17 protein-coding genes are annotated in these 22,778 nt (G+C 59.0%); 16 read left to right on the top strand and 1 reads right to left on the bottom strand.

Translation table 11 applies throughout. The annotated features are described in order from the left end of the window. The first annotated feature begins 35 nt into the window (after positions 1-35). From secA to argH, 10 genes are all read left to right on the top strand, one after another. Entirely contained in the window at positions 36-2,555 is a 2,520-nt protein-coding gene (secA, locus tag ACFFSY_RS28335) for a preprotein translocase subunit SecA (RefSeq protein WP_377500524.1), read from the top strand. Positions 2,556-2,604: 49 nt separating this feature from the next. After that, positions 2,605-3,721 (top strand): peptide chain release factor 2 gene (prfB, locus tag ACFFSY_RS28330; RefSeq protein ID WP_377500522.1). Its coding sequence is split into 2 segments (ribosomal slippage): positions 2,605-2,676 and positions 2,678-3,721, totalling 1,116 coding nucleotides; the frame shifts between segments, so codons are not numbered across the junction. Positions 3,722-3,914: 193 nt separating this feature from the next. Next, positions 3,915-5,327: a YitT family protein gene (locus ACFFSY_RS28325; protein WP_377500520.1), complete on the top strand. Its 1,413-nt coding sequence runs from the start codon at positions 3,915-3,917 to the stop codon at positions 5,325-5,327. Between the two features lie 269 nt (positions 5,328-5,596). Further along, a complete protein-coding gene (argC, locus tag ACFFSY_RS28320) occupies positions 5,597-6,646 on the top strand; it encodes an N-acetyl-gamma-glutamyl-phosphate reductase (RefSeq protein ID WP_377500518.1) in 1,050 nt (349 codons plus the stop codon). Positions 6,647-6,680: 34 nt separating this feature from the next. Next, positions 6,681-7,925, top strand: a complete 1,245-nt coding sequence (gene argJ / locus ACFFSY_RS28315; RefSeq protein WP_377500516.1) for a bifunctional glutamate N-acetyltransferase/amino-acid acetyltransferase ArgJ — start codon at positions 6,681-6,683, stop codon at positions 7,923-7,925. Positions 7,926-7,985: 60 nt separating this feature from the next. Next, positions 7,986-8,774: an acetylglutamate kinase gene (gene argB / locus ACFFSY_RS28310; protein WP_377500514.1), complete on the top strand. Its 789-nt coding sequence runs from the start codon at positions 7,986-7,988 to the stop codon at positions 8,772-8,774. A gap of 70 nt (positions 8,775-8,844) precedes the next feature. Continuing rightward, entirely contained in the window at positions 8,845-10,035 is a 1,191-nt protein-coding gene (gene argD, locus ACFFSY_RS28305; RefSeq protein ID WP_377500512.1) for an acetylornithine transaminase, read from the top strand. Positions 10,036-10,064: 29 nt separating this feature from the next. Next, positions 10,065-11,024, top strand: coding sequence for an ornithine carbamoyltransferase (argF, locus tag ACFFSY_RS28300; protein WP_377500510.1), 960 nt, complete (start codon positions 10,065-10,067; stop codon positions 11,022-11,024). 78 nt (positions 11,025-11,102) lie between these two features. Then, positions 11,103-12,338, top strand: a complete 1,236-nt coding sequence (locus ACFFSY_RS28295; protein WP_377500508.1) for an argininosuccinate synthase — start codon at positions 11,103-11,105, stop codon at positions 12,336-12,338. A gap of 99 nt (positions 12,339-12,437) precedes the next feature. Next, positions 12,438-13,853, top strand: coding sequence for an argininosuccinate lyase (argH, locus tag ACFFSY_RS28290; protein ID WP_377500506.1), 1,416 nt, complete (start codon positions 12,438-12,440; stop codon positions 13,851-13,853). A gap of 181 nt (positions 13,854-14,034) precedes the next feature. Here the strand turns inward: argH and ACFFSY_RS28285 are convergent, their stop codons facing one another. Next, positions 14,035-15,519 (bottom strand): VanW family protein, encoded by a 1,485-nt coding sequence (locus ACFFSY_RS28285; protein ID WP_377500504.1) that lies wholly within the window; start codon positions 15,517-15,519, stop codon positions 14,035-14,037. A gap of 336 nt (positions 15,520-15,855) precedes the next feature. Here ACFFSY_RS28285 and ftsE point away from each other — a divergent pair, with 336 nt between their 5' ends. The 6 genes from ftsE to ACFFSY_RS28255 all read left to right on the top strand — a co-directional run bounded on the left by ftsE (position 15,856) and on the right by ACFFSY_RS28255 (position 22,566). Then, positions 15,856-16,542, top strand: coding sequence for a cell division ATP-binding protein FtsE (gene ftsE / locus ACFFSY_RS28280; protein WP_377500502.1), 687 nt, complete (start codon positions 15,856-15,858; stop codon positions 16,540-16,542). Continuing rightward, entirely contained in the window at positions 16,532-17,449 is a 918-nt protein-coding gene (ftsX, locus tag ACFFSY_RS28275; RefSeq protein ID WP_377500500.1) for a permease-like cell division protein FtsX, read from the top strand. Before ftsE ends, ftsX begins: the two co-directional genes overlap by 11 nt. 13 nt (positions 17,450-17,462) lie before the next feature. Continuing rightward, positions 17,463-18,653 carry a murein hydrolase activator EnvC family protein gene (locus tag ACFFSY_RS28270; protein WP_377500498.1) on the top strand — a complete coding sequence of 397 codons (1,191 nt, stop codon included), beginning with the start codon at positions 17,463-17,465 and terminating at the stop codon, positions 18,651-18,653. A gap of 201 nt (positions 18,654-18,854) precedes the next feature. After that, entirely contained in the window at positions 18,855-20,315 is a 1,461-nt protein-coding gene (locus ACFFSY_RS28265) for a S41 family peptidase (RefSeq protein ID WP_377500496.1), read from the top strand. A gap of 400 nt (positions 20,316-20,715) precedes the next feature. Then, positions 20,716-22,002 (top strand): PDZ domain-containing protein, encoded by a 1,287-nt coding sequence (locus ACFFSY_RS28260; RefSeq protein ID WP_377500494.1) that lies wholly within the window; start codon positions 20,716-20,718, stop codon positions 22,000-22,002. A gap of 120 nt (positions 22,003-22,122) precedes the next feature. Beyond that, entirely contained in the window at positions 22,123-22,566 is a 444-nt protein-coding gene (locus tag ACFFSY_RS28255; protein WP_377500492.1) for a MarR family winged helix-turn-helix transcriptional regulator, read from the top strand. The last annotated feature ends 212 nt before the right edge of the window (positions 22,567-22,778 follow it).

Raw genomic sequence — 22,778 nt, 5'->3', positions numbered from 1 at the left:
ACCCAAACATGCTTTTGCAGCGAAAGGGGAAGACCATGCTCGGACTTGTGAAGAAAATTTTCGGAGACGCCAACGAACGGGAAGTCAAGCGTCTGCTGCGCACTGTAGAGCAAATCAATGGAATGGAGCCGCAAGTGTCCCAGCTTTCGGACGACGAGCTCCGCGGGAAGACCGATGAGTTCAAGGCGCGCCTGGAGAAAGGCGAGACGCTCGACGATCTTCTGCCGGAAGCGTTCGCGGTCTGCCGCGAAGCGTCCAAGCGCGTGCTGAACAAGCGTCATTATGACGTGCAGTTGGTCGGCGGCATGGTGCTGCACGAAGGCAAAATCGCGGAGATGAAAACCGGTGAAGGCAAGACGCTCGTCGCGACGCTGCCGGTTTATTTGAATGCGCTGGCAGGCAAAGGCGTGCACGTCGTTACGGTCAACGATTACTTGGCCGAACGCGACAGCGCCTTGATGGCGCCTCTATATATGTTCCTCGGCTTGACGGTCGGCTGTAACTTGAGCGGCCTGTCGCACGAGGAGAAGCAGCATGCGTACAATTGCGACATCACCTACGGTACGAACAACGAGTACGGCTTCGACTACCTGCGGGACAACATGGTCCTGTATAAGGAACAAATGGTACAGCGTCCGCTGTATTATGCAACCATTGACGAAGTGGATTCGATTCTCGTGGACGAGGCGCGTACGCCGCTCATCATCTCCGGACAAGCCGCAAAGTCGACCGAGCTGTACTTCGCGGCCGACCGGTTCGTGAGCCGTTTGGTAGCGGAAGAAGATTACACGATCGACGTGAAGCTGCGCAGCGTTACGATTACCGAAGCCGGCGTCGAGAAGGCGGAGAAGGCGTTCAACATCGAGAACCTGTTCGACCATGCGAACGTGCTGCTCAACCATCATATTAACCAAGCGCTCAAGGCGCATGCGATCATGAAGCGCGACGTCGATTACGTCGTCCAGGACGACGAGGTCGTCATCGTCGACGAATTTACCGGCCGTCTGATGGCGGGCCGCCGATATAGCGACGGTCTTCATCAGGCGATCGAGGCCAAAGAGCAGATTAAGGTGCAGAACGAGAGCATGACGCTCGCGACGATCACCTTCCAGAACTACTTCCGGATGTACCGCAAGCTGTCCGGCATGACCGGTACGGCGAAGACCGAGGAAGAAGAGTTCAAGAAGATCTATGGCCTCGAGGTCGTGCAGGTGCCGACGAATCGCCCGAACATCCGCCAGGATATCGCGGACGTCGTCTACAAGACGGAGCAGAGCAAATTCAAGGCGGTTGTCGAAGCGATCGTCGAGCGTCATAAGAAGAACCAGCCGGTTCTCGTCGGTACCGTCTCGATCGAGAACTCCGAGCATCTCTCCGAAATGCTGCGCAAGAAGGGCGTGCAGCATAAAGTATTGAACGCGAAGTACCATGCCGAGGAAGCGGAGATCGTCTCCCGCGCAGGTCAGCCGGGTTCCGTCACGATCGCCACGAACATGGCGGGACGCGGCACGGACATCATTTTGGGCGACGGCGTCCACGACCTGGGCGGTCTGCACATCATCGGCACGGAGCGTCATGAGAGCCGCCGGATCGATAACCAGCTGCGCGGCCGCGCGGGCCGACAAGGCGACCCGGGTTCGTCGCAGTTCTACCTCTCGCTCGAAGATGAGCTGATGCGCCGTTTCGGTTCCGACAATATCAAAGGCATGATGGAGCGTCTGGGCTTCGAGGAAGACCAGCCGATCGAGAGCCGTCTTATCTCGCGTGCGATCGAATCCGCGCAGAAGCGCGTCGAAGGCAATAACTTCGACCTTCGCAAAATCGTCCTGCAGTACGACGATGTCATGAACCAGCAGCGCGAAATCATCTATAAGCAGCGCCGCGAGGTGCTCTTCTCGGAGAACATCCGCAATGACGTGCACGAGATGATCAAGCCGGTCGTCGAGCGGATCGTCGAAGCTCACTGTCCGGACGAGGAAGTGCCGGAGAACTGGGAGTTCCAGGAGATCATTGATTACGCGCAGGGCACGTTCCTAAACGAAGGCATGATCACGAAGGACGATCTGTGGGGCAAGGAGAAGGAAGAGATCATCGAATTCCTGCTCGATAAGGTCATGAAGCTGTACGAAGAGCGTGAAGCGGAGATCGGCGAAGACACGATGCGCGAATTCGAGAAGGTCGTCGTGCTGCGCGCGGTCGACAGCAAGTGGATGGATCACATCGATGCCATGGATCAGCTCCGTCAAGGCATCCACCTTCGCGCCTACGGCGGCACGGACCCGCTGCGCGAGTATCAATTCGAAGGCTTCGAGATGTTCAAAGAGATGATCGAGCACATCCAAGAAGAAGTGACGAAGTACGTCATGAAGGCGCATGTAGAGAACAACCTGCAGCGTCAAGAAGTGGCGAAAGGCCAGACCAGCAGCGGCGGAAGCAGCGAGACCGGCGCGAAGCGTCCGGTGAAGCTGAAGGAATCCGACCGGATCGGCCGCAACGATCCTTGTCCATGCGGAAGCGGCAAGAAATACAAGTCCTGCCACGGCGAGCAAGCGTAAGCTTGCCGCCGGCCAAGGCGGGCCAGACATATTTTGAGGTGAAGCAGTCATGATCGACGCAAGCGTAAAGCACAATCTGCGCGATATGGCAAAGCGGCTCCAAGATCTCAGGGGGTCTCTTTGACTTAGATCTTAAGCAAGAGATGATCGCGAACTATGAAGAACGGATGACGGCGCCCGATTTCTGGGACGACAACGACAAGGCGCAGAGCACGATCGCCGAGCTCAATGCCGTCAAATCGGTCGTCGAGCAATACGAGCGGCTGAATACCGAGCAAGAAGATCTGCAGACGATGCTGGAGCTGGCAGAAGAAGAGGGGGACGACTCCCTCGAATCGGATATCGTCTCCGGCACCGCCGAACTTGTCCGCAAGGCGAACGAATTCGAGCTGCAGCTGCTGCTCAACCAGCCGTACGACAAGTTGAATGCGATTCTCGAATTACACCCGGGTGCGGGCGGTACCGAGTCACAGGACTGGGCTCAGATGCTGTACCGGATGTATACGAGATGGGCCGAGAAACGCGGCTTCAAGGTGGAAGTGGTGGATTATTTGCCGGGGGATGAAGCGGGTATCAAGAGCGTGACCATCATGGTCAAAGGTTATAACGCATACGGGTATCTGAAGGCCGAGAAGGGCGTACACCGTCTTGTGCGGATCTCGCCGTTCGACGCGTCCGGACGCCGCCATACGTCGTTCGTCTCTTGCGATATTATGCCGGAGATCGAGGATGATATCGAAATCGAAATCCGAACCGAGGACTTGAAGGTCGACACGTACCGCGCAAGCGGCGCCGGGGGCCAGCACGTCAACAAAACGGAATCCGCGATTCGAATCACGCATATCCCCACGGGGATCGTCGTTGCCTGCCAAATGGAACGCTCGCAGATTTCCAACCGCGACCGGGCGATGAAGATGCTCCGCTCGAAGCTGTACGAACGGAAGATCGAGGAGCAGCAGAAGCAACTGGCCGAGATTCGCGGCGAGCAGTCCGACATCGCGTGGGGCAGTCAAATTCGCTCTTATGTATTCCATCCCTACAGCATGGTCAAGGATCACCGGACCTCGGTGGAGACGGGCAATGTGGGCGCGGTCATGGACGGCGATCTGGATGCGTTCATCGATGGCTACTTGCGCAGCCAGATTCGCACCGACCGTACGGAATAACGGCCGCAAGGCAGCGATATGAATAGGATGAAGAAGGAGTTCTTACACTGTATCTACAGTGTGGGGGCTCCTTCTTGCGGTATACGGGTGCGTTGACGCTTTAATTGAACATAATAATGGGTATTCGGCAGCATGCGCGAAGACGTGGAAGCTTGGTGCGTCGGATGGCCGCGAGACCAGGAGAGTGGGAAGGATGTCGGCAGTGAAGCAGCAAGGGGAAGACAAGGGGATCGAGAATAATGGCCGCGAGCTATACGCGGCGGAGCTGCTAGGAATGACGCCGGTCGTAAGCGGTGGGCATAATCGCGAATTGACTCAACGGGCAATGCGAACTTCGCAGAGCGAGGCCAACAGCCATGCCGGGGTGGGGCAACTGGAAGGCGTTGATTCTTGGAGAGCAGCTGGAGCGGGTACGGATTCGGATTCGCCGTGGCATGCGGAGGACATCGCAAGCGGTGAGCAGCAGTCGCACACGTCCGGCCAAGGCTGGCAGTCGGCAGAGGGAGAACGGGAGGCGAGAACGCTGGTAGCGTCCATGCTGCAGGAGAGAAGAGACGAGGACGCCGGCGCCTCTTCCGAAGCGTGGCTACGGGGGACGAGCGACGGCCTCGAGCCTAACCAGGATGTGGATAGGATCGCCAATGCTTCCGATAGAACGAGTCAAGCCGCCCCGCGCGGCAAGCGCTCGGTACCTAATTCGGCTGCAAGCCCGCCGAAGAAGCAGGCTGCGAGCGGACAACGCGTCCGCCGGCGTGGCGGTAGTCCGGTCAACCCAACGCTGGGGGCGGTGCTGAACATCCTGCTGCTGCTGGTCGGATCGTTTATTATCGCCGTTAGCTTCAACATCTTCCTCGTGCCGCTTGGCATTGCTTCGGGCGGCGTATCCGGCATCTCCATTCTGGTGGAGCGTCTTGCGGACATCCCGCCAGCTTATACGCAATGGGCGCTTAACGTGCCGCTGTTCCTGTTGGGCCTGTGGCTGCTCGGCAGACGTTTCGCGCTCAAGACGGCGCTCGGCTCGTTTATTCTGCCGCTGTTCGTGCTGCTGACTTCCCACTGGGAGGCGCCGACCGACAACGCGATGCTCGCCTCCATCTATGGCGGCATCGGCGTAGGCGCGGGGCTTGGTCTCGTATTCCGCGGCCGGGGGTCGACGGGGGGCTTGGACTTGGCGGCGCAGCTGCTCCATAAATTTACGGGCATTCGGCTAGGACTGGCCGTCGCGTGTTTCGATGGGCTCGTCATCATCGCGGCGGGATTGATCATCAAGCCGGAGAACGCCCTCTATGCGCTCGTCGGCCTGTTCGTCACCAGCAAGACGATCGACTTCATTCAGTCGGGCTTCTCCATGTCCAAAGTCGCGTTCGTCGTCTCCAATCATCCAGACGACATCACGCAAGTCGTGCTGCATGATCTGGACCGCGGACTAACCAAGTTAGGCGCGCGGGGCGGCTACACGGACGCGGAGCGGACCGTGCTCATGATCGTCGTCAGCCAAGGGGAAGTATCGCGGCTGAAGCAGCTTGTGCGTGCGGCCGACCCGGATGCATTCGTCATTATTAGCGATACGGCGGAAGTCGTCGGACAAGGCTTCAGTTTGCCGTAAATCATAAGGTTTATCCACAGGAATGGCCATCTCGTATCATGCGGAAACGCTAGCGGGATGGCCATTTTTTGTATTGTATTTATATAACGCGCTATGTATAATAATACACGTCCCTGAATAAATCTCTCGCTTCATGCATTCATCGTAAGCATCCTAAGGCGGGCGGGCAGAAAGAAAGCTCGTGATCATCGGGACGTTTGGTTATAATTGGGTTAGCCCGGTGCATCGCATGCTGCGAAGGGAAGCTATGGAATGGGAGAGATTGGCGTATGAACGAGAATGTAAGAGTTGCAATTATCGGTTCGACCGGTTATGGCGGCGTGGAATTGATCCGTCTGCTGGCCAGCCATCCGCGGGCGGAAGTTACCTCGGTCATTTCCTCTTCGAGCGCGGGTGCGCCGATTGCGGAAGGATACCCGCATCTGACGGAGATCCGGACCGATCTGCTGGACGATGTCGATCCGACGCTCATTAAGGGCAAAGCGGACGTCGTATTCCTGGCGACCCCGGCGGGCGTGGCGGCGAAGCTCGTGCCTTCCCTGCTGGATGCTGGACTGAAAGTGATCGATATTTCCGGCGACTTCCGGCTGAAGTCGCGGGATTCCTATAAAGAATGGTACAAGAAAGAACCGGCCGACCAGGCCTATATCGACCAGGCGGTCTATGGACTGGCGGAAGTATACGGCGGCAGCGTGAAGGACGTCGATTTCGTATCCAATCCTGGCTGTTATCCTACGGCGACGCTGCTGGGCCTTATTCCGGCCGTATCGGCCGGCTTCATCGATCCGTCGACGATCATCATCGACGCGAAATCGGGTGTATCGGGCGCCGGTCGCGGCGCGAGCCTTGGCACGCATTACTCCGAGCTGAACGAGAATTTCAAGGCGTATAAGATCAATCAGCATCAGCATATCCCGGAGATCGAGCAGACGCTGTCCGATATCGCGGGCCGTCCGGTCGTGACGACGTTCACGACGCATTTGGTGCCGATGACGCGCGGCATCATGAGCACGATGTACGCGACGATTCAGGGTGATCATACGGCCGAGGATTTTATCGAGCTGTACCGCCAATATTATGAAGGACGCAAATTCGTCCGGATCCGTCCGCTCGGCGTAACGCCGGCGACGAAAGAAGTATGGGGCTCCAACTATTGCGACATCGGCTTTGCGGTCGATAAGCGGACCGGACGCGTGACGATCGTGTCGGTCATCGACAACCTGGTCAAGGGCGCGGCGGGGCAAGCGATTCAGAACCTTAATTTGATGATGGGCTGGGACGAGACGCTCGGGTTGCAATTTGTCCCTGCTTATCCGTAAATCACGATAGTTATCGAGCAGAGGAGAAGCGGACATGGGACAGGAAACCGTGCAAGAGACGGCTTTTACGATTGTGCAAGGGGGCTCGGTCACGACGCCGCGAGGCTTTCGCGCGGGCGGTCTGCACTGCGGCTTGAAGAAGACGACGCGTCATGACTTGGGCGCGATCGTGTGCGAAGTGCCGGCGGCGGCGGCGGGCGTCTATACGACGAACGTCTTCCAAGCGGCGCCGATTAAGGTGACGCGCGAGAGTATCGCGGCAGGCGGCGTCCTGCGTGCCATGCTCGTCAATAGCGGCAACGCTAATGCTTGCACAGGCAAGCAGGGCGAAGCGGATGCCTACGAGATGCGAGCCGTGTTCGCGGAAGCTATTGGGGTTCCAGCTGAGCAGGTGGCGGTCGCGTCGACCGGCGTCATCGGCGAGCTGCTGAAGATGGACCGCGTGCGCGGCGGCGCGGTAGAACTGCCGGCTAAGCTAGGCGAATCCTACGAAGCGGCCGACGACTTCTGCCAGGCGATCCTGACGACCGACCTGGTCAAGAAGGAAGCCTGCGTCGCCGTCACGATCGACGGGCGTACGATACATATCGCGGGCGCGTCCAAGGGATCGGGCATGATTCATCCGAACATGGCGACGATGCTCGGCTTCGTAACGACGGACGCGAACATCGGCAGCGAAGCGCTGCACGGCCTGCTCCGCCAAGTGACGGACGTGACGTTCAACATGATCACGGTCGACGGCGACACGAGCACGAACGACATGCTCGTCGCGATGGCCAGCGGCTTGGCGGGCAACAACGAGCTGACCGTTGCGCACCCGGACTGGGCGGCATTCGCGGAAGGTCTGCGCTACGTGTGCGAGGAGCTCGCCAAGGCGATCGCCCGCGACGGCGAAGGCGCGACGAAGCTCGTAGAGGTGCAGGTGCGCGGCGCGGTGTCGGACGACGCGGCGCAAGCGATCGCGAAGACGGTCATCGGATCCTCGCTCGTGAAGTCCGCGGTATTCGGCGCGGACGCGAACTGGGGCCGGATAATCGCGGCGGTCGGCCGCGCGGGCCAGCCGGTCAACCCGGACACGGTCGATATTCGCCTCGGCGATATCGTGACGCTGTCCCAATCCGCGCCGGTCGCGTTCGACGAAGACGAAGCGCTCGCGTATTTGAAGGGCGACACGGTCGTCATCCACGTCGATCTGAACATGGATAACGGCTCCGCGACGGCATGGGGCTGCGACCTGACGTACGATTACGTTCGGATCAATGCGGCTTACCGGACCTAATCGGCTCCGGCGAGCGCGAAGCGCGGTTCGAATTCGAGGAGATAGAGAGGAACGGAAGACATGGAACAACGGTTTGTCATGAAATGCGGCGGCAGCACGCTCGCCGCGCTGCCGGATTCGTTCTTCGCCGACCTGCGCGGTCTGCAGGAGAGCGACGTGAAGCCGGTCATCGTGCACGGCGGCGGTCCCGCGATCTCGGAGACGCTGACGAAGCTCGGCATCGAGAGCGAATTCGTCAATGGCCTTCGCAAGACGAGCGACGAGGTACTGGATGTCGTCGAGATGGTGCTGGCCGGTAAGATCAACAAGGAGATCGTCCGTAAGATTCAGCACAGCGGCGCCAAGTCGATCGGCCTCTCCGGCGTCGACGGCAAGCTGATCAAGGCACAGCCGGTCGCGAACGCGGCGGAGATCGGCTTTGTCGGCGACGTGACGGACGTCAACGCGGACATCATCGCGGGCGTCATGGAGATGGGCTACATCCCGGTTATCGCGCCGATCGGCATCGACGATGCCTCCCAGCGGTACAACATTAACGCGGATACGGCGGCAGGCGCGGTCGCGTCCCATCTGGGCGTGGAGCGGATGATCGTCGTCACCGACGTACCGGGCATTCTGAAGACGGTCGACGGCCAGAAGCAGGTGCTTCCTACCGTAACGGTGGAAGAGATCGAAGCGATGATCGCAAGCGGCGAGATTTACGGCGGCATGATTCCGAAGGTTCGCGCGGCGATCCAATGTATTCAAGGGAAGGTGCGCGAGGTCGTCATCGTGAACGGCGATGAGCCGAACGTGCTCAGCAAGGCGGTTTTGGAAGGCGGCATTGGCACGCGAATCGTGCGGCAATAGCGTGTCGACAGCCTGCAATAATACATGTTCCGCGGATTGAACAGCCATAATGAGGAGAGGTGAACCGAAGATGAGCGAACAAGCTAACGCAAGCTCGTTGTTTCAGAACTATGCGAGATACCCGATCACGCTGGTCAAAGGGGAAGGCAGCTGGCTCTGGGACGATCAAGGCAACAAGTACCTGGACTTCATGTGCGGCATTGCCGTGACCAATCTGGGCCATGCGCCGAAGCCGGTCAAGGATGCGCTCGTGAAGCAGCTCGACGAACTGTGGCACGTATCGAACCTGTACCATATCCCGAATCAGCAAGCGGCAGCGAAGCTGCTGACGGACAACAGCTGCGCGGACCGCGTCTTCTTCTGCAACTCCGGCGCGGAGGCGAACGAAGCGGCGATCAAGATCGCGCGCCGTTATCAGCAGAAGGTCGCCGGCAATGGCCGTTATGAGATTATTACGTTCCACAAGTCGTTCCACGGCCGCACGCTGGCGACGCTGACCGCGACGGGCCAAGACAAGGTGAAGGACGGCTTCCTGCCGCTGCCAGAGGGCTTCGTGCATGTCGAGCTGAATGACGCGCAGGCGCTGGAGTCGGCGATTAACGAGCGTACGGCGGCGATCATGCTGGAGCTGGTCGTGGCCGAAGGCGGCGTTTATCCGGTAGAACCGGCATTCGCGGCGCACATCGCGCAGCTGTGCAAGCAGCACGGGCTGCTGCTCATCGTGGATGAGATTCAGACGGGCATGGGGCGCACGGGCACGCTGTTCGCTTACGAGCAGTACGGCATTGAGCCGGACGTGTTCACGCTGGCTAAGGGGCTGGGGAGCGGCTTCCCTGTCGGCGCGATGCTCGCGAAGGAGTACGTAGCGGAAGCGTTCAGCGCGGGCACGCACGGCTCGACGTTCGGCGGCACGCCGATCGCGACGGCGGCGGTGAAAGCCACGATCGAGACGATCGTAGGCGAAGGCGTATCAGCCAAGGCGGCGGAGGCCGGCAAGTATTTGGTCGAGCAGCTGAAAGAGAAGCTGAGCGGCCATCCGCTCGTCACCGACATACGCGGCCGCGGGCTGCTCGTCGGCATCGAATGCACGCAGCCGATCGGCGAGCTAATTACAGAAGGGCAGAAGCGCGGGCTGCTGACCGTATCGGCAGGGCCGAACGTTATCCGTCTGCTGCCAAGCTTGCTCGTCTCGAAGGAAGAGATCGATCAAGCGGTCTCGATACTCGCCGGTATTTTCGCGGATCGCACGGCGGCCGTGTAAGCGGTTCTTAGGAAGGGAGTCAGATCAGAATGACGCAAACGCTATTGAACGAAGAGTTGGCCTTGAACCTGAAGGGCAGAGATTTCCTCGCCCTCGTTGACTATACGCCGGAGGAAGTCCGGTATTTGATCGATCTGGCGATCGAGCTCAAGCGTAAGCAGAAGGCGGGCGAAGTCTACCAGCCGCTGCTCGGCAAGACGCTCGGCATGATTTTCGAGAAATCGTCGACGCGCACGCGCGTGTCGTTCGAAGTTGGCATGTACCAGCTGGGCGGCCAGGCGCTGTTCCTGAGCAAGAACGACCTGCAGATCGGCCGCGGCGAGCCGATCGCCGATACGGCGCAGGTGCTCTCCCGTTACTTGGACGGCATCATGATCCGCACGTTCGCGCACCGCACGATCATCGAGCTGGCGCGCGCCGCGACCGTCCCGGTCATCAACGGCCTGACGGACACGAACCATCCTTGTCAAGCGCTGTGCGACTACCAGACGATTCTGGAGCACAAAGGACGCCTCGAAGGATTGAAGCTGGCTTACATCGGCGACGGCAACAACATGGTGCACTCGCTATTGATGGGCGCCGCTAAGCTGGGCATCAACATCTCGGTGGCGACGCCGGAAGGCTACGAGCCGGACGAAGAGATCGTGCAGCTGTCGAAGCAGCATGCGAAGGAGACCGGCGCGCAGATCTATCTGACGCAGGACCCGAAGGAAGCGATCGCGGACGCGGACGTCGTGTACACGGATGTCTGGGCGAGCATGGGCTTCGAGCAGGAGCAGCAGGATCGCGAGAAGGCGTTCGCGAGCTTCCAAGTGAACGAGGCGTTGGCCAAGTACGCGAAGAACGACTACCTGTTCATGCACTGTCTGCCGGCGCATCGCGGCGAAGAAGTGAGCGAGGGCGTCATCGACGGCAAGCACTCGATCATTTTCGACCAGGCGGAGAATCGCCTGCACGCGCAGAAGGCCATCATGGCGGCAACGATGTAACACTGGTTTTGCACGGCAACAGGGGATCCAATCAAGCTGCGGCTATTTTTCGATATATGAGGAGCGTTGGGAGAAACCATGGCGAAGGATAAAATCGTACTCGCATATTCGGGCGGTCTGGACACGTCCGTTATTTTGAAATGGCTCAAAGAAACGTATGACGCCGAGATCATCGCGTTCACGGCCGACATCGGCCAGAAGGATGAGCTTGACGGCCTGGAAGAGAAGGCGCTGGCGACCGGCGCGTCCAAAATCTACATCGACGATCTCCGCGAGGAGTTCGCGAAAGACTTCATTTACCCGATGTTCCAAGCCGGCGCGCTGTATGAAGGCCAATACCTGCTCGGCACCTCGATCGCGCGTCCGCTGATCGCCAAGCGCATGGTCGAGATCGCCCGTGCGGAAGGCGCGAAGTTCATCGCCCATGGCGCAACCGGCAAAGGTAACGACCAAATCCGTTTCGAGTTGACGGCAGCCGCGCTCGCGCCGGAGATCGAAGTGATCGCGCCTTGGCGCATCGAGCAATTCCGCGAGGAGTTCCCGGGACGCGCGGAGATGATCGCGTACGCCGAGAAGCACAATATCCCGGTTCAAGCATCCGCGGCGAAGCCGTATTCGATGGACCGCAACCTGCTGCACATCAGCTTCGAGAGCGGCATGCTCGAAGATCCGTGGTTCGATCCGTCGGCCGACGAGAACAAAGGCATGTACGTGCTGAGCGTGGCGCCGGAGGATGCTCCGGACCAAGCGGAATACGTAGAGCTGACGTTCGAAGCCGGCAACTGCGTCGCGATCAACAACGAGCCGCTCAACCCGCTCGCGGCGATGGAGAAGCTGAACGAGCTCGGCGGCAAGCACGGCATCGGGCGCGTCGACATGGTCGAGAACCGTTTCGTCGGCATGAAGAGCCGCGGCGTGTACGAGACGCCAGGCGGTTCGATCCTGTTCGCCGCTCATCGCAAAATGGAGTCCCTCACGATGGACCGCGACGTCATGCATCTGCGCGACTCGCTCATCGCGAAATACGCGTCCCTCGTGTACAACGGCTTCTGGTTCGCGCCGGAGCGTCTCGCGCTACAGGCGCTTGTGACCGAGAGCCAGAAGAACGTAACGGGCGTCGTTCGCCTGAAGCTGTACAAAGGCAATATCATCGGCGCCGGCGTGAAGAGCCCGGTCAGCCTGTACAATCCGGATATCGCGACGATGGAAGCCGATCCTTCCAAAGCCTACGACCAAGGCGACGCGACCGGCTTTATCCGCCTGAACGCGCTTCGTCTGAAAGTTGCGTCCGGCGTGGAACAGAACAAGAAGTAATTCGATTCGGCACGATGAAGGCCCTGGTCGTTCGCGACCGGGGCCCTGCGTGCATCAATAGAGCGATCGCTATAGCATGGGATAAAGGAGCGGACCAACGTGAGCAAACTGTGGGGAGGCCGGTTTACGAAGAAAACCGACCAGCTGGTAGAAGAGTATACAGCTTCGATTATGTTCGACAAGGAGCTGGCCGAAGAGGACGTGCAGGGCAGTCTGGCGCACGTGACGATGCTCGGCAAGCAGGGCATTTTGCCGGCGGATGACGTGGAGACGATCAAGCAAGGGCTGACGCGCGTCCTGGAGAAGGTGCGCAAAGGCGAGATCGAATTCTCCGTCTCCGACGAAGACATTCACATGAATATCGAGAAGACGCTGATCGACGATATCGGTCCGGTAGGCGGCAAGCTGCATACGGGCCGCAGCCGCAACGACCAAGTGGCGACGGACATGCACTTGTACCTCCGCAAGCGGGTCGTCGAATTCGTGGAGCTGCTGCACAAGCTGCAGGCCGCGCTTATCGAGCAGGCGAAGGCGAACCTCGACACGATCGTGCCGGGCTACACGCATCTGCAGCGCGCACAGCCGATTCTGTTCGCGCATCACCTGATGGCCTACGTCTCGATGTTCGGCCGCGACGCCGAGCGTCTGCAGGACAGCTATAAGCGGATCAACACGCTGCCGCTCGGCGCTGGCGCGCTTGCGGGCACGACGTTCCCGATCGACCGCCATTTCGTCGCGAGCCAGCTCGGCTTCGACCGCGTCTACGAGAATAGCCTTGACGCGGTAAGCGACCGCGACTTCATTCTCGAGTTCCTCTCGCACGCGTCGATCATCATGATGCACCTGTCGCGCCTGAGCGAAGAGCTCATCTTGTGGTCGAGCACGGAGTTCCATTTCGTCGAGCTCGACGACGCGTTCTGTACGGGCAGCAGCATCATGCCGCAGAAGAAGAACCCGGACGTGCCGGAGCTTGTCCGCGGCAAGACGGGCCGCGTCTACGGCAACCTGATCGGCCTGCTGACGGTACTCAAGTCGCTGCCGCTCGCGTACAACAAGGATATGCAGGAAGACAAGGAAGGCATGTTCGACACGGTGCGCACGCTTCAGGGCGCGCTCCAGTTGTTCGCGCCGATGATCGCGACGATGAAGGTGAACAAGGACCGGATGCGCCAAGCGGTCAACCAGGACTTCTCGAATGCGACCGACATCGCGGACTTCCTCGTCGGCAAAGGACTGCCATTCCGCCAAGCGCACGAAGTCATCGGCAAGACGGTGCTGTACTGCATCCAGCAGAACAAATATCTGCTCGATCTGACGCTGGACGAGTTCAAGCAGTTCTCCGACCTGTTCGACGACCGGATCTATGAGGTGCTCCAACCGGAGCAAGTCGTCAACGCGCGCAACGTCTATGGCGGCACCGCGCGTTCGCAGGTGGCCGAGGCGATCGCCCGCGCGGAGCGCGAGCAGGATCAGACCGCCGCTTGGGTGAAGGAATATAGCGAGCGGAGCCAGTAGGGGAGCAGAGACGCCGGAAGGCGAAGAAATAGGATTTCTCTCATACGCATATTCAGAATAACAAGAAGCCGTTTCGACCCGACCGGGGAGAGACGGCTTCTTTCTCGTAAATGATGGAGGCATGGAGACAACGGTTATTTGCCAACCTTAGGGTTACTGAATGGCTTTCCCCCGGCTCATACTAATGCGTAACCCCATCCTCGACTACTTCCTTGCGCGACTTGCCCAGCTCCTGCATGCCATGCGGCTGAGCGTTCTCGGGCGCGATCGCGTAGATGGCCGGCTGCGCTTTGTACTTGTCGCGCGAGATGCGCTCGATCGCCACCGCCTTGCCGTTCACGAGCTTCGTGCGGTAGGTCTCGACGATATAGCCGGTTTTGCCGGGACTCATGAGCAGGCGGCTGCCTGGCTGGACGGTGGCGGACGGCACTTCCTTGATGCCGGGCTCGATTTCCTCTACGGTCTTGGACTCCAGCTTATAGACGACGTTGTTCGGCATCGTGCCGAACAGCTTGACCGTCAGCTTGCCGCCGGCCGTCTCGGTCCGGATGAGCAGATGCTTGCCGGTCGTGTTCTTGAAGCGGAAGCCGATCGCCCCTTCGGCGAAGGTCGCGTCGCGGCCCATGGGCAGATACGAGACCGGCAGCGAATGATTGCGCCGTTCGGTCATATGAAACCCCGCCAGCAGCGCGGCGTTATAGAGCGTGCTGGACACTTGGCAGATCCCGCCGCCGATACCGGGGACAAGCTCGCCGTTCAGAATGACGGGCGCCTCCTTGAAGCCGTAGCTTTCCCGAGTCGCCTGGATAACCGTGAGATAGTCGAACATCTCGCCCGGAGCCAAGTCCCAATCCTGCAGCGATTTGGCGGTCGATTTGACGTTATGCGCGCGGCCTTCGCCGCTCGTGCTGAAATCGGTCGCGAACGACGCGATCATCCGCTCTATGCCCTCGACTTTAAGTTTCTCCAGCGTCACGTTAGGATGCACGACCGTGAGCGGCATGGGGACCACGCCGGATTTAGCGATGGTCCCGCCTTGCGCGGTTGCTTCGAATGCTTGTTCGACTCGCGCGCGAATCGTAGCCGTTAACGTGCGCATATCCAGCCGATACGCGTCGTGATGCGGCGTATAAGCAACGGTATCATCGGCTCGGATGGTGCGGGTAGCATTAACCGGCTCGTGCGCCTCGAGGAATCCCCAGACGCCGCGGATCTTTCGCTCCAATTGCTTCGTGTTCCACGTCACCTTGACCGTCAGCTCGTCCGGAAAGCGATGCCGGTACGCGGCGCGGGTCCATACGCCGCCCTCGCGCAGCCGAGTAAGCGCCTGTTCGGCGCCCGTCGTATCGACGGACAGCCCGAGCTCGGCCATCGTCCACGTTCGCTTCACCTGGCTGCTGCCGTTCGTCTGCAAGGCTACCGTCATGCCGGTCAAAGCGGCTGCCTGCCGCCTTAACCGTTCCTTCGCCTGATCGACCGTCAGCCCGCCCAGCGTAAGCATATCCTTGTCCGTTACGCGGAGAACCCCATCCGACGTTTGAGGTCCCGCCCGTGTCCCGTCCGGCACGACATCCCGCTTTGCATACAACCATAGTCCTCCCCAGACGATCGAGATTGCCAGCAACACTGCAAAAAAGGCAATTCCGATCACATGCCACTTCTTCATGCCCATCACCTCTGCAAACCCGCGATTATCGATGTATATGCGGCCGCATCGAAAATCTGAATCGCGAGTTCGAAAGGAAACGCCGCTAAATTTTGATTAAACCCTCCGCGATCGAAAGAAGCTATACTATAACCATGAGGCCAGAACGTCGAAAGCTGTATGCGAACGATGTTCGGCCAATCGCACGTTTGTCGAATTTTATTCCCAAAACGCATGCTTACGCTGCATCCGGGCAGCATTAGAATTATGAAAAATGCGGAACGAACCGCTTTACTAGAGGATTTACCCAATTTCTGTCGAATACCAATAAGCTGACTATCTACAGGATGTGATATTGTGATCGAAATGCAGGACGTCTGGAAAACGTACGCGGATGGCACCCATGCCTTGCGCGGCGTCTCCGTTCTTATAGAGCGCAACGAGTTCGTCTACCTGGTCGGTCCTTCCGGGGCGGGCAAGTCGACATTCATGAAATTGATCTACCGCGAAGAGGTGCCGACCAAAGGCCAAATTTCGGTCAACGGCTTCAACATCGGCAAGCTCAAGCCGCGCAAAATTCCGTTCGTGCGCCGCAACATCGGCGTCATCTTCCAGGATTACCGGCTGCTGCCGAAGCTGACCGCTTACGAGAACATCGCCTTCGCAATGGAGGTTATCGAAGCGCCGCGCCGGATTATCAAAAAACGGACGATGGAAGTGCTGGAGCTGGTCGGTCTGCGCGGCAAGCACGCTTCCCTGCCGGCGCAGCTATCGGGCGGCGAGCAGCAGCGGATCGCGATCGCGCGCGCCATCGTGAACAATCCGTCCGTCATCGTGGCGGACGAGCCGACCGGCAACTTGGACCCGGAGACCTCCTGGGGCATCATGAACCTGCTCGAGGAGATCAACTTCCGGGGGACGACGATTATTATGGCCACGCACAACAGAGAGATCGTTAACACGCTGCGCAAGCGCGTCATCGCGATCGAGAACGGCCTGATCGCCCGCGACGTCGTGAGGGGAGATTACGGCTATGAAAATTAGCACCCTGCTCCGCCACTTCCGCGAAGGGGCGAAGAACATTTTGCGCAACGGCTGGATGTCGTTCGCCTCGATCAGCTCGATCGTCATTTCGCTGTTCATTCTGGGCGTCTTCTTGCTGCTCGCCCTGAACGTCAACAACCTGGCCAGCCAGATCGAAAGCCAGGTTCAAATTCGCGTCTTCCTGCAGCTGGACACCACGCAGGCGTCGATCGAATCCTTGCAGACGCAGATCAAGGCGATTCCCGAGGTGAGCAAGGTGGAGTTCGTCTCCAAGGAGCAAGGGCTCGAGCTGCTGCGGAAGTCGATGGGCGAAGAGAACGCCGGACTGCTCGAAGGGTTCGACAAGGAGAATAACCCGCTGATGGATTCGTTCACGGTCGAGGTCGTCGATCCGCAGACGATCTCGTTCGCGGCGAAGAAGATCGAGGCGCTCGGGCGGACGAGCGAGACGAATCCGTTCCTGAGCATCAAATACGGCAAAGGCACCGTCGAGAACTTGTTCAAAATTACGAACGCGGTGCGCAACATCGGTCTCGTTATCGTTGGGGGACTCGCGATTACCGCGATGTTCCTCATCTCGACGACGATCAAGATGACGATTCTCGCCCGCCGGCGCGAAATCGGCATCATGAAGCTGGTCGGCGCGACGAACCATTTTATCCGGTGGCCGTTCTTTATCGAAGGCGCGCTGATCGGCTTGATCGGCTCCGTCATTACGACGTCCGTGCTGCTGGTTGGCTACAATCGCTTGATCGAAGCGTCGCAGTTCGATTTCGGCCTGATGATGATCAAGCTTGTCACGTTGAAGGAAGTCGGTTTCCTGGTAGCCGTGCTGTTGGTCGGTCTCGGAACGATGATCGGCATCTGGGGCAGCACCATTTCCGTGCGCAAATATTTAAAAGTGTAGGAGGAGTGCTTACGTGAAAAAGGGACTAGCCGTCCTGGCCGTTATTTTGCTCGCCGCGTTCGTGTTTAAGCCATACGGGGGGCAGGCCGCATCCTCGCAGGTCGACAAAATTAACAAAGAGCTTCAGAAGGTGCGCGCGCAGATGGAAGAGGCCGCTCAGAGCCGGAACGAAGCCGACAAATATAAGCAATATTATGAGAAGCAGAAGGCGGCGACTGCGCAGTCGGTCAACGAGATCATGGCGCAGATCGACTCCGTCAGCACGCAATTGAACGGCGTTCAGACGCAGATCGAAGCGACGGAAGAGAGCCTGCTTAAGGCAGGCGAGGATTTGCAGACGGCCGAGGAACGCGTCGTGTCCCGCGACAAAATGCTGCAATCGCGTATTCGCCTCATGTACACGAACGGGTTCGTGTCGTATATGGACGTGCTGCTCAGCGCGACAAGCTTCTCCGACTTCCTGGACCGTTTCGACTCGCTGCAATCGATGATCGGCCAGGATCGCGACATTCTCGACAGTCATAAGAAAGACCAGGCGCTCATCGCGGAGAAGAAAGCCGAGATCGAGAAGCAGCTTGGTCAAGTGCGCACGATGTATGGCAAATTGGAGAACTATCAAGGTTTGCTGGTGGACAAAGAGCAGCAGAAGGAAGTGCTCGTGCAGCAGCTCAACGCGAAAGTAGAAGAATCCGAGGAGATCAGCGAGGAGCAGGAAGAGCTGCTCATGAAGCTGGCCAAGAAGGCCGCCGATCTGGAGGAGCAGAAGCGCAAGGCGGCGAAGAAGAAGAAAGTCTCGTATTATAAAGGCGGCAAGCTGGCCGTTCCGCTGAAGGATTCGTACCATCTGTCGTCCTCGTTCGGGTACCGGACGCACCCAGTCACCGGCAAGCGCAAGCTGCACGCAGGCATCGACATGGCGGCGCCGAAGGGCACGCCGATCTATGCAGCCGAATCGGGCACTGTGCTCGTCGCCCAGAGCTGGAGCGGGTACGGCAACTGCGTCATTATCGACCACGGCAACGGGATGTGGACGCTGTACGGGCATATCCGGATGGGCGGCATTCTGGTCGAGAAAGGCCAAGTCGTGAAGCGCGGCCAAAAAATCGCGGAGGTCGGCTCTACAGGCGTCTCGACAGGTAACCACTTGCACTTCGAAGTGCGCATTAACGAAAAGGCGGTCGATCCGACGCCATACTTGAAATAACCTCTGCACTTATTTTACCCTATAAGCATCAAATATATCGCTCCGCGCGATCGGCTGTTCGTCATGGATCAGACCGATCGCGCCGGGCACCCGACATGCCGTACCCGTTACGTAAATAAATGGGTGCGGCTTGTCATATACTAGGAAAGTTGCAACTCGGGTACATACACAAGGACTTACTCAAGGGAAGCTGGTGACGACATGCAATTCAAAGGACGTACGGTGGCGGCATTCATCGCGTTGACGATGGCCGTGACGGTGCTTGCGACGCTGACACTTAGCGACCAATGGGTCGCCTTGGGCAGCGGGAAGCCCGCGGCTGGTGCGGCGGCGGAAGGCACGGGCCAATCCGGTCTGACCGCTGGGGAGGCGGGCAAACTTGGCGCGGTCATGAATTTGATCGAGCAGAAATATTTCCGCGATGTCGACCGCTCCAAAGTCGTCGACGGCGCACTCACGGGCATGATGGAGGCGCTTGGCGATCCGTATTCGGTGTATATGGAGAAGACGAGCGCCCAGCATTTCTCGGAGTCGATCGAAGGTTCCTTCACGGGCATCGGGGCCGAAGTGGCGCTGCAGGACGGGAAAGTGACCGTCGTCTCGCCGATCAAAGGCTCCCCGGCGGAGAAAGCCGGCGTGCTGGCGAAGGACGTGCTGATCTCCGTTGACGGCGAATCGCTTGAAGGCGTGGCGCTGAGCGACGCGGTCGCGAAGATTCGCGGGCCGAAGGGCACCAAGGTGAAGCTCGTCATCGCGCGCGCGGGCGTCTCTACGCCTGTTCATCTCGTGCTCGTACGGGATGACATCGATTACGAGACGGTCTATGCGAATTTACTCGAGGACGGCATCGGCGTCATCGAGATCCGCCAGTTCTCGCTTAACACGGGCGAGCGGTTCCTGGAGGAGCTGGCGGCGCTGGAGAAGAAGGGAATGAAAGGGCTCGTCATTGACGTGCGCAACAATCCGGGCGGCGTGCTGCCGGTCGTCGTGTCGATTGCCCAGCCATTCGTGCCGAAGGGCAAGCCGATCGTCATGGTCGAAGACCGCACGGGCGAGCGCGAGAAGACGCTGTCCAAAGGCACGGGTAAGGACTACCCGGTCGCGGTGCTCATGAACAAGGGCAGCGCCAGCGCATCGGAGGTGCTCGCGGGAGCGCTGAAGGAAGCGGGCGGTGCGGTGCTCGTCGGCGAAACATCGTTCGGCAAAGGCACGGTACAGGTGAGCTATGACAAGGCGACGGGCGATGGCAGTCTGGTCAAAATGACGATCGCGAAATGGCTCACGCCGGACGGCAATTGGGTCCACGAAAAAGGACTCAAGCCGGATGTCGAGTCGCTGCCGCCGGACTATTACACGGTCGCTCGCTTGTCCAAGGCGAAGACGCTGGTGCCGGATACGATCGGCGAGGACAACCGGAGCCTGCAGATCATGCTGGCTGCGCTTGGATACAAGATCGACCGTAAGGACGGGTATTACTCCGCGAAGACGGCGGAGGCCGTGAAGCAGTTCCAGAAGCAAGCGCAGCTGTCCGTCACGGGCGATGTCGACAAGACGACGGCGGAGAAGATCGAAGAGGCGCTGATCGCCCTCGTCCGGAACGAGCAGAACGATACCCAACTGAAGAAGGCAATCGAGGTCGTCACGCAGAAGGCGGCGAAATAGAAAGCCAAGGCAGGATTTTTTAATTCGGATGTCGAATGTATGGAAGGTTGTAGCTATGCGCCTGGCGGCGCGGCTCGGCCTTCTTTTTTTGTTTGGATTTATGCTCCGGCGGTATCATTCACAAATTTCTCCTAGCTGAATGCTGCATTCCCAATCTTGGGATTGTGAACGCAAACCAATCAGCTTCATTACCGCTGAATGCTGCATTCCCAATCTTGGGATTGTGAACGCAAACCAATCAGCTTCATTACCGCTGAATGCTGCATTCCCAATCTTGGGATTGTGAACGCAAACCAATCAGCTTATCTAGAATGAAACGCGCCGCGCCTTTAAGGACGGCGACAGCCGTTTCACCTTGAGCTTACCAGTCATTCGCGCTATTTTCGAAGGAGTGAACGCTTTGGACGCGGCTTTGGATCTGCTCTGGCAGACCTTGGAAGGGGTCGGGCAGCTGCTGCTGTCGCCTTTCTATTATGTGGGGATTTTGCTCGTCATGCTTCAATATAGGAGACAGACCATACTAGAGCGGGCGCTCTTTCACGTTCGTCTGCATGCATGGCCGCTGCAGCTCATCCGGACGGTCGCCGCGGGACTGCTAGCCGGCGCGCTCGTATCCGTTGCGGGACTATTCCTCGGCGTTAACGTGACGGGCGAGGCCGTACTGTGGATGTGGGGGATCGCCGTGCTGCTCGCGGCGTTGTCGGTCCGCTACCTATGCTTCGCCTACAGCGTCGGCGTGCTCGGCGTGCTGCAATTTATCGTCGGCTTGACCCCGCTTGCGGAGCAGCCGAATTGGATTGGAGACGCTGCCGCTTCGCTGGCTTCGCTGGACATTCCGGGCTTGCTCGTGCTCGTGGCCGTGATGCACCTGGCGGAGGCGCTGCTTGTCGGTTGGCAGGGGGCGAGATTCGCCAGTCCGCTATTCTTGGAAGGCAAGCGCGGCAAGCTGGTTGGCGGCTACATGCTGCAAGGCTTCTGGCCCGTTCCGCTCGTGCTGCTCGTCCCGGCTTCCGGAGCGGGCGAGGCGCTGCCATGGCAGACGCTGCTTGGCGGCGGGTGGGCGGAGAGCGGCAATTGGGCGCTGCTTGGATTCCCGATGATGATCGGGTTCACGGAATTGACGCGCACGATGCTGCCGCAAGACAAAGCAAAGGACGCGGCCCGCAAGCTGGTTTGGTTCGCTCTTATCGTGGGCGGAGCGGCCGTGGGAGCGGCGTATTGGTCGCCGCTTACGCTGCCTGCGGCGATTGCTGCCTTGCTCTTGCACGAGGGAATGGTATGGCTTAGCCTGCTGCGTGAAGATCGCACCAGCCCATATTACGTGAACGACGGCAGAGGCTTGCGCGTGCTCGCAGTCATTCCGGGTACGCCTGCGGAACAGCTTGGCATCGCGGCCGGGGAGATTTTGCACAAGGTGAACGGGTTGCCCGTCCGGACCAAAGAGGAGCTGCACGCGGCGCTTCACGTGAACTCGGCGTTCTGTAAGCTGGAGGTGCTGAACCTGGAGGGACACGTGAAGTTCTTGCAGCGGGCGCGCTATGCGAACGAGCATCATCAGTTAGGCGTGGTGCTGTCACCGGACGAGCGGGCGGGCGTCTATGCCGCTCCTAAGCCGGTGTCGCTGTTGGGACTGCTTCGCAGCCGCAGCGCGGCGAAGCAGCGGGGATCAACGACGACGCATATGTAAGCCGGTCATGAACGTGGCGAGAGGCCGTACGGAGGAGAGATCCCGCCGGCGGCTTTCTCTTTGCGCCGGTATGGCGGCCGCGGCAGTCAGCCACACTACACATGGAATGGGGGATCGACAATGAACCGAGAGGATATCGAACGCATCGAGCTTGAGATTGCGGTATTCGTGCGCCGGGCAGAAGCGGCACGGATTGCGTATTTGAAATATAAGGATTTCGATCGCTCCACGTATTTGCTTCTGCATCGTCTGGACGAGAAAGGGGCGCAGGGCATCAAGGCGTTAGCCGACGCCTTTCAGCTCGACCTGTCCACGCTCAGTCGTCAGACCGCTTCTTTGGAGGCCAAAGGATTCGTCGAACGCAAGTCGGATGTCCGCGATGCGCGGATCAATTTGCTGCACATTACGCCTTACGGACGGCAGCAGTTGTACGAGGTGCGCGAAGCGCGGCAGGAGCTGTTCGGCAAACTGCTGGGGGACTGGTCGGACGAGGAGCGGAGCATGCTGGGCGAGCTTTTGGAGAAGTTCAACCGGACGACGGAGCAATATTTGACACTGAAGTAGGGCAGCCTTTTCTTGAAATACAAGAATTTATAAGCTTCGCGTTTATAAATCATCTTGTATTTCATGATCGCTGACGCTGAATGCTGCATGCCCGGTCTTCTGGATTATGAACGCGATCCAAACAGCCTCACGATTGCTGATTGCTGAATGCTGAATGCTGAATGCTGGATGCCCGGTCTTACGACCGTGAACGCAAACCAATCAGCTTCTCC

It is taken from the genome of Paenibacillus aurantiacus (assembly GCF_042431225.1).
Taxonomy (GTDB): Bacteria; Bacillota; Bacilli; order Paenibacillales; family Paenibacillaceae; genus Paenibacillus_Z; species Paenibacillus_Z aurantiacus.
The sequence above is the reverse complement of the archived record's forward strand: the minus strand, read 5'-3'. Positions and strand labels throughout refer to the sequence as shown.

What these genes read in the sequence shown, in the direction of transcription:
- argJ (WP_377500516.1), top strand. Translation starts at nt 6,681, where the DNA reads ATGGGACAGGAAACCGTGCAAGAGACGGCTTTTACGATTGTGCAAGGG.
- argC (WP_377500518.1), top strand. Translation starts at nt 5,597, where the DNA reads ATGAACGAGAATGTAAGAGTTGCAATTATCGGTTCGACCGGTTATGGC.
- ACFFSY_RS28285 (WP_377500504.1), bottom strand. Translation starts at nt 15,519, where the DNA reads ATGAAGAAGTGGCATGTGATCGGAATTGCCTTTTTTGCAGTGTTGCTG.
- ACFFSY_RS28265 (WP_377500496.1), top strand. Translation starts at nt 18,855, where the DNA reads ATGCAATTCAAAGGACGTACGGTGGCGGCATTCATCGCGTTGACGATG.
- argB (WP_377500514.1), top strand. Translation starts at nt 7,986, where the DNA reads ATGGAACAACGGTTTGTCATGAAATGCGGCGGCAGCACGCTCGCCGCG.
- argF (WP_377500510.1), top strand. Translation starts at nt 10,065, where the DNA reads ATGACGCAAACGCTATTGAACGAAGAGTTGGCCTTGAACCTGAAGGGC.
- ACFFSY_RS28325 (WP_377500520.1), top strand. Translation starts at nt 3,915, where the DNA reads ATGTCGGCAGTGAAGCAGCAAGGGGAAGACAAGGGGATCGAGAATAAT.
- ftsX (WP_377500500.1), top strand. Translation starts at nt 16,532, where the DNA reads ATGAAAATTAGCACCCTGCTCCGCCACTTCCGCGAAGGGGCGAAGAAC.
- argD (WP_377500512.1), top strand. Translation starts at nt 8,845, where the DNA reads ATGAGCGAACAAGCTAACGCAAGCTCGTTGTTTCAGAACTATGCGAGA.
- secA (WP_377500524.1), top strand. Translation starts at nt 36, where the DNA reads ATGCTCGGACTTGTGAAGAAAATTTTCGGAGACGCCAACGAACGGGAA.
- ACFFSY_RS28295 (WP_377500508.1), top strand. Translation starts at nt 11,103, where the DNA reads ATGGCGAAGGATAAAATCGTACTCGCATATTCGGGCGGTCTGGACACG.
- ACFFSY_RS28255 (WP_377500492.1), top strand. Translation starts at nt 22,123, where the DNA reads ATGAACCGAGAGGATATCGAACGCATCGAGCTTGAGATTGCGGTATTC.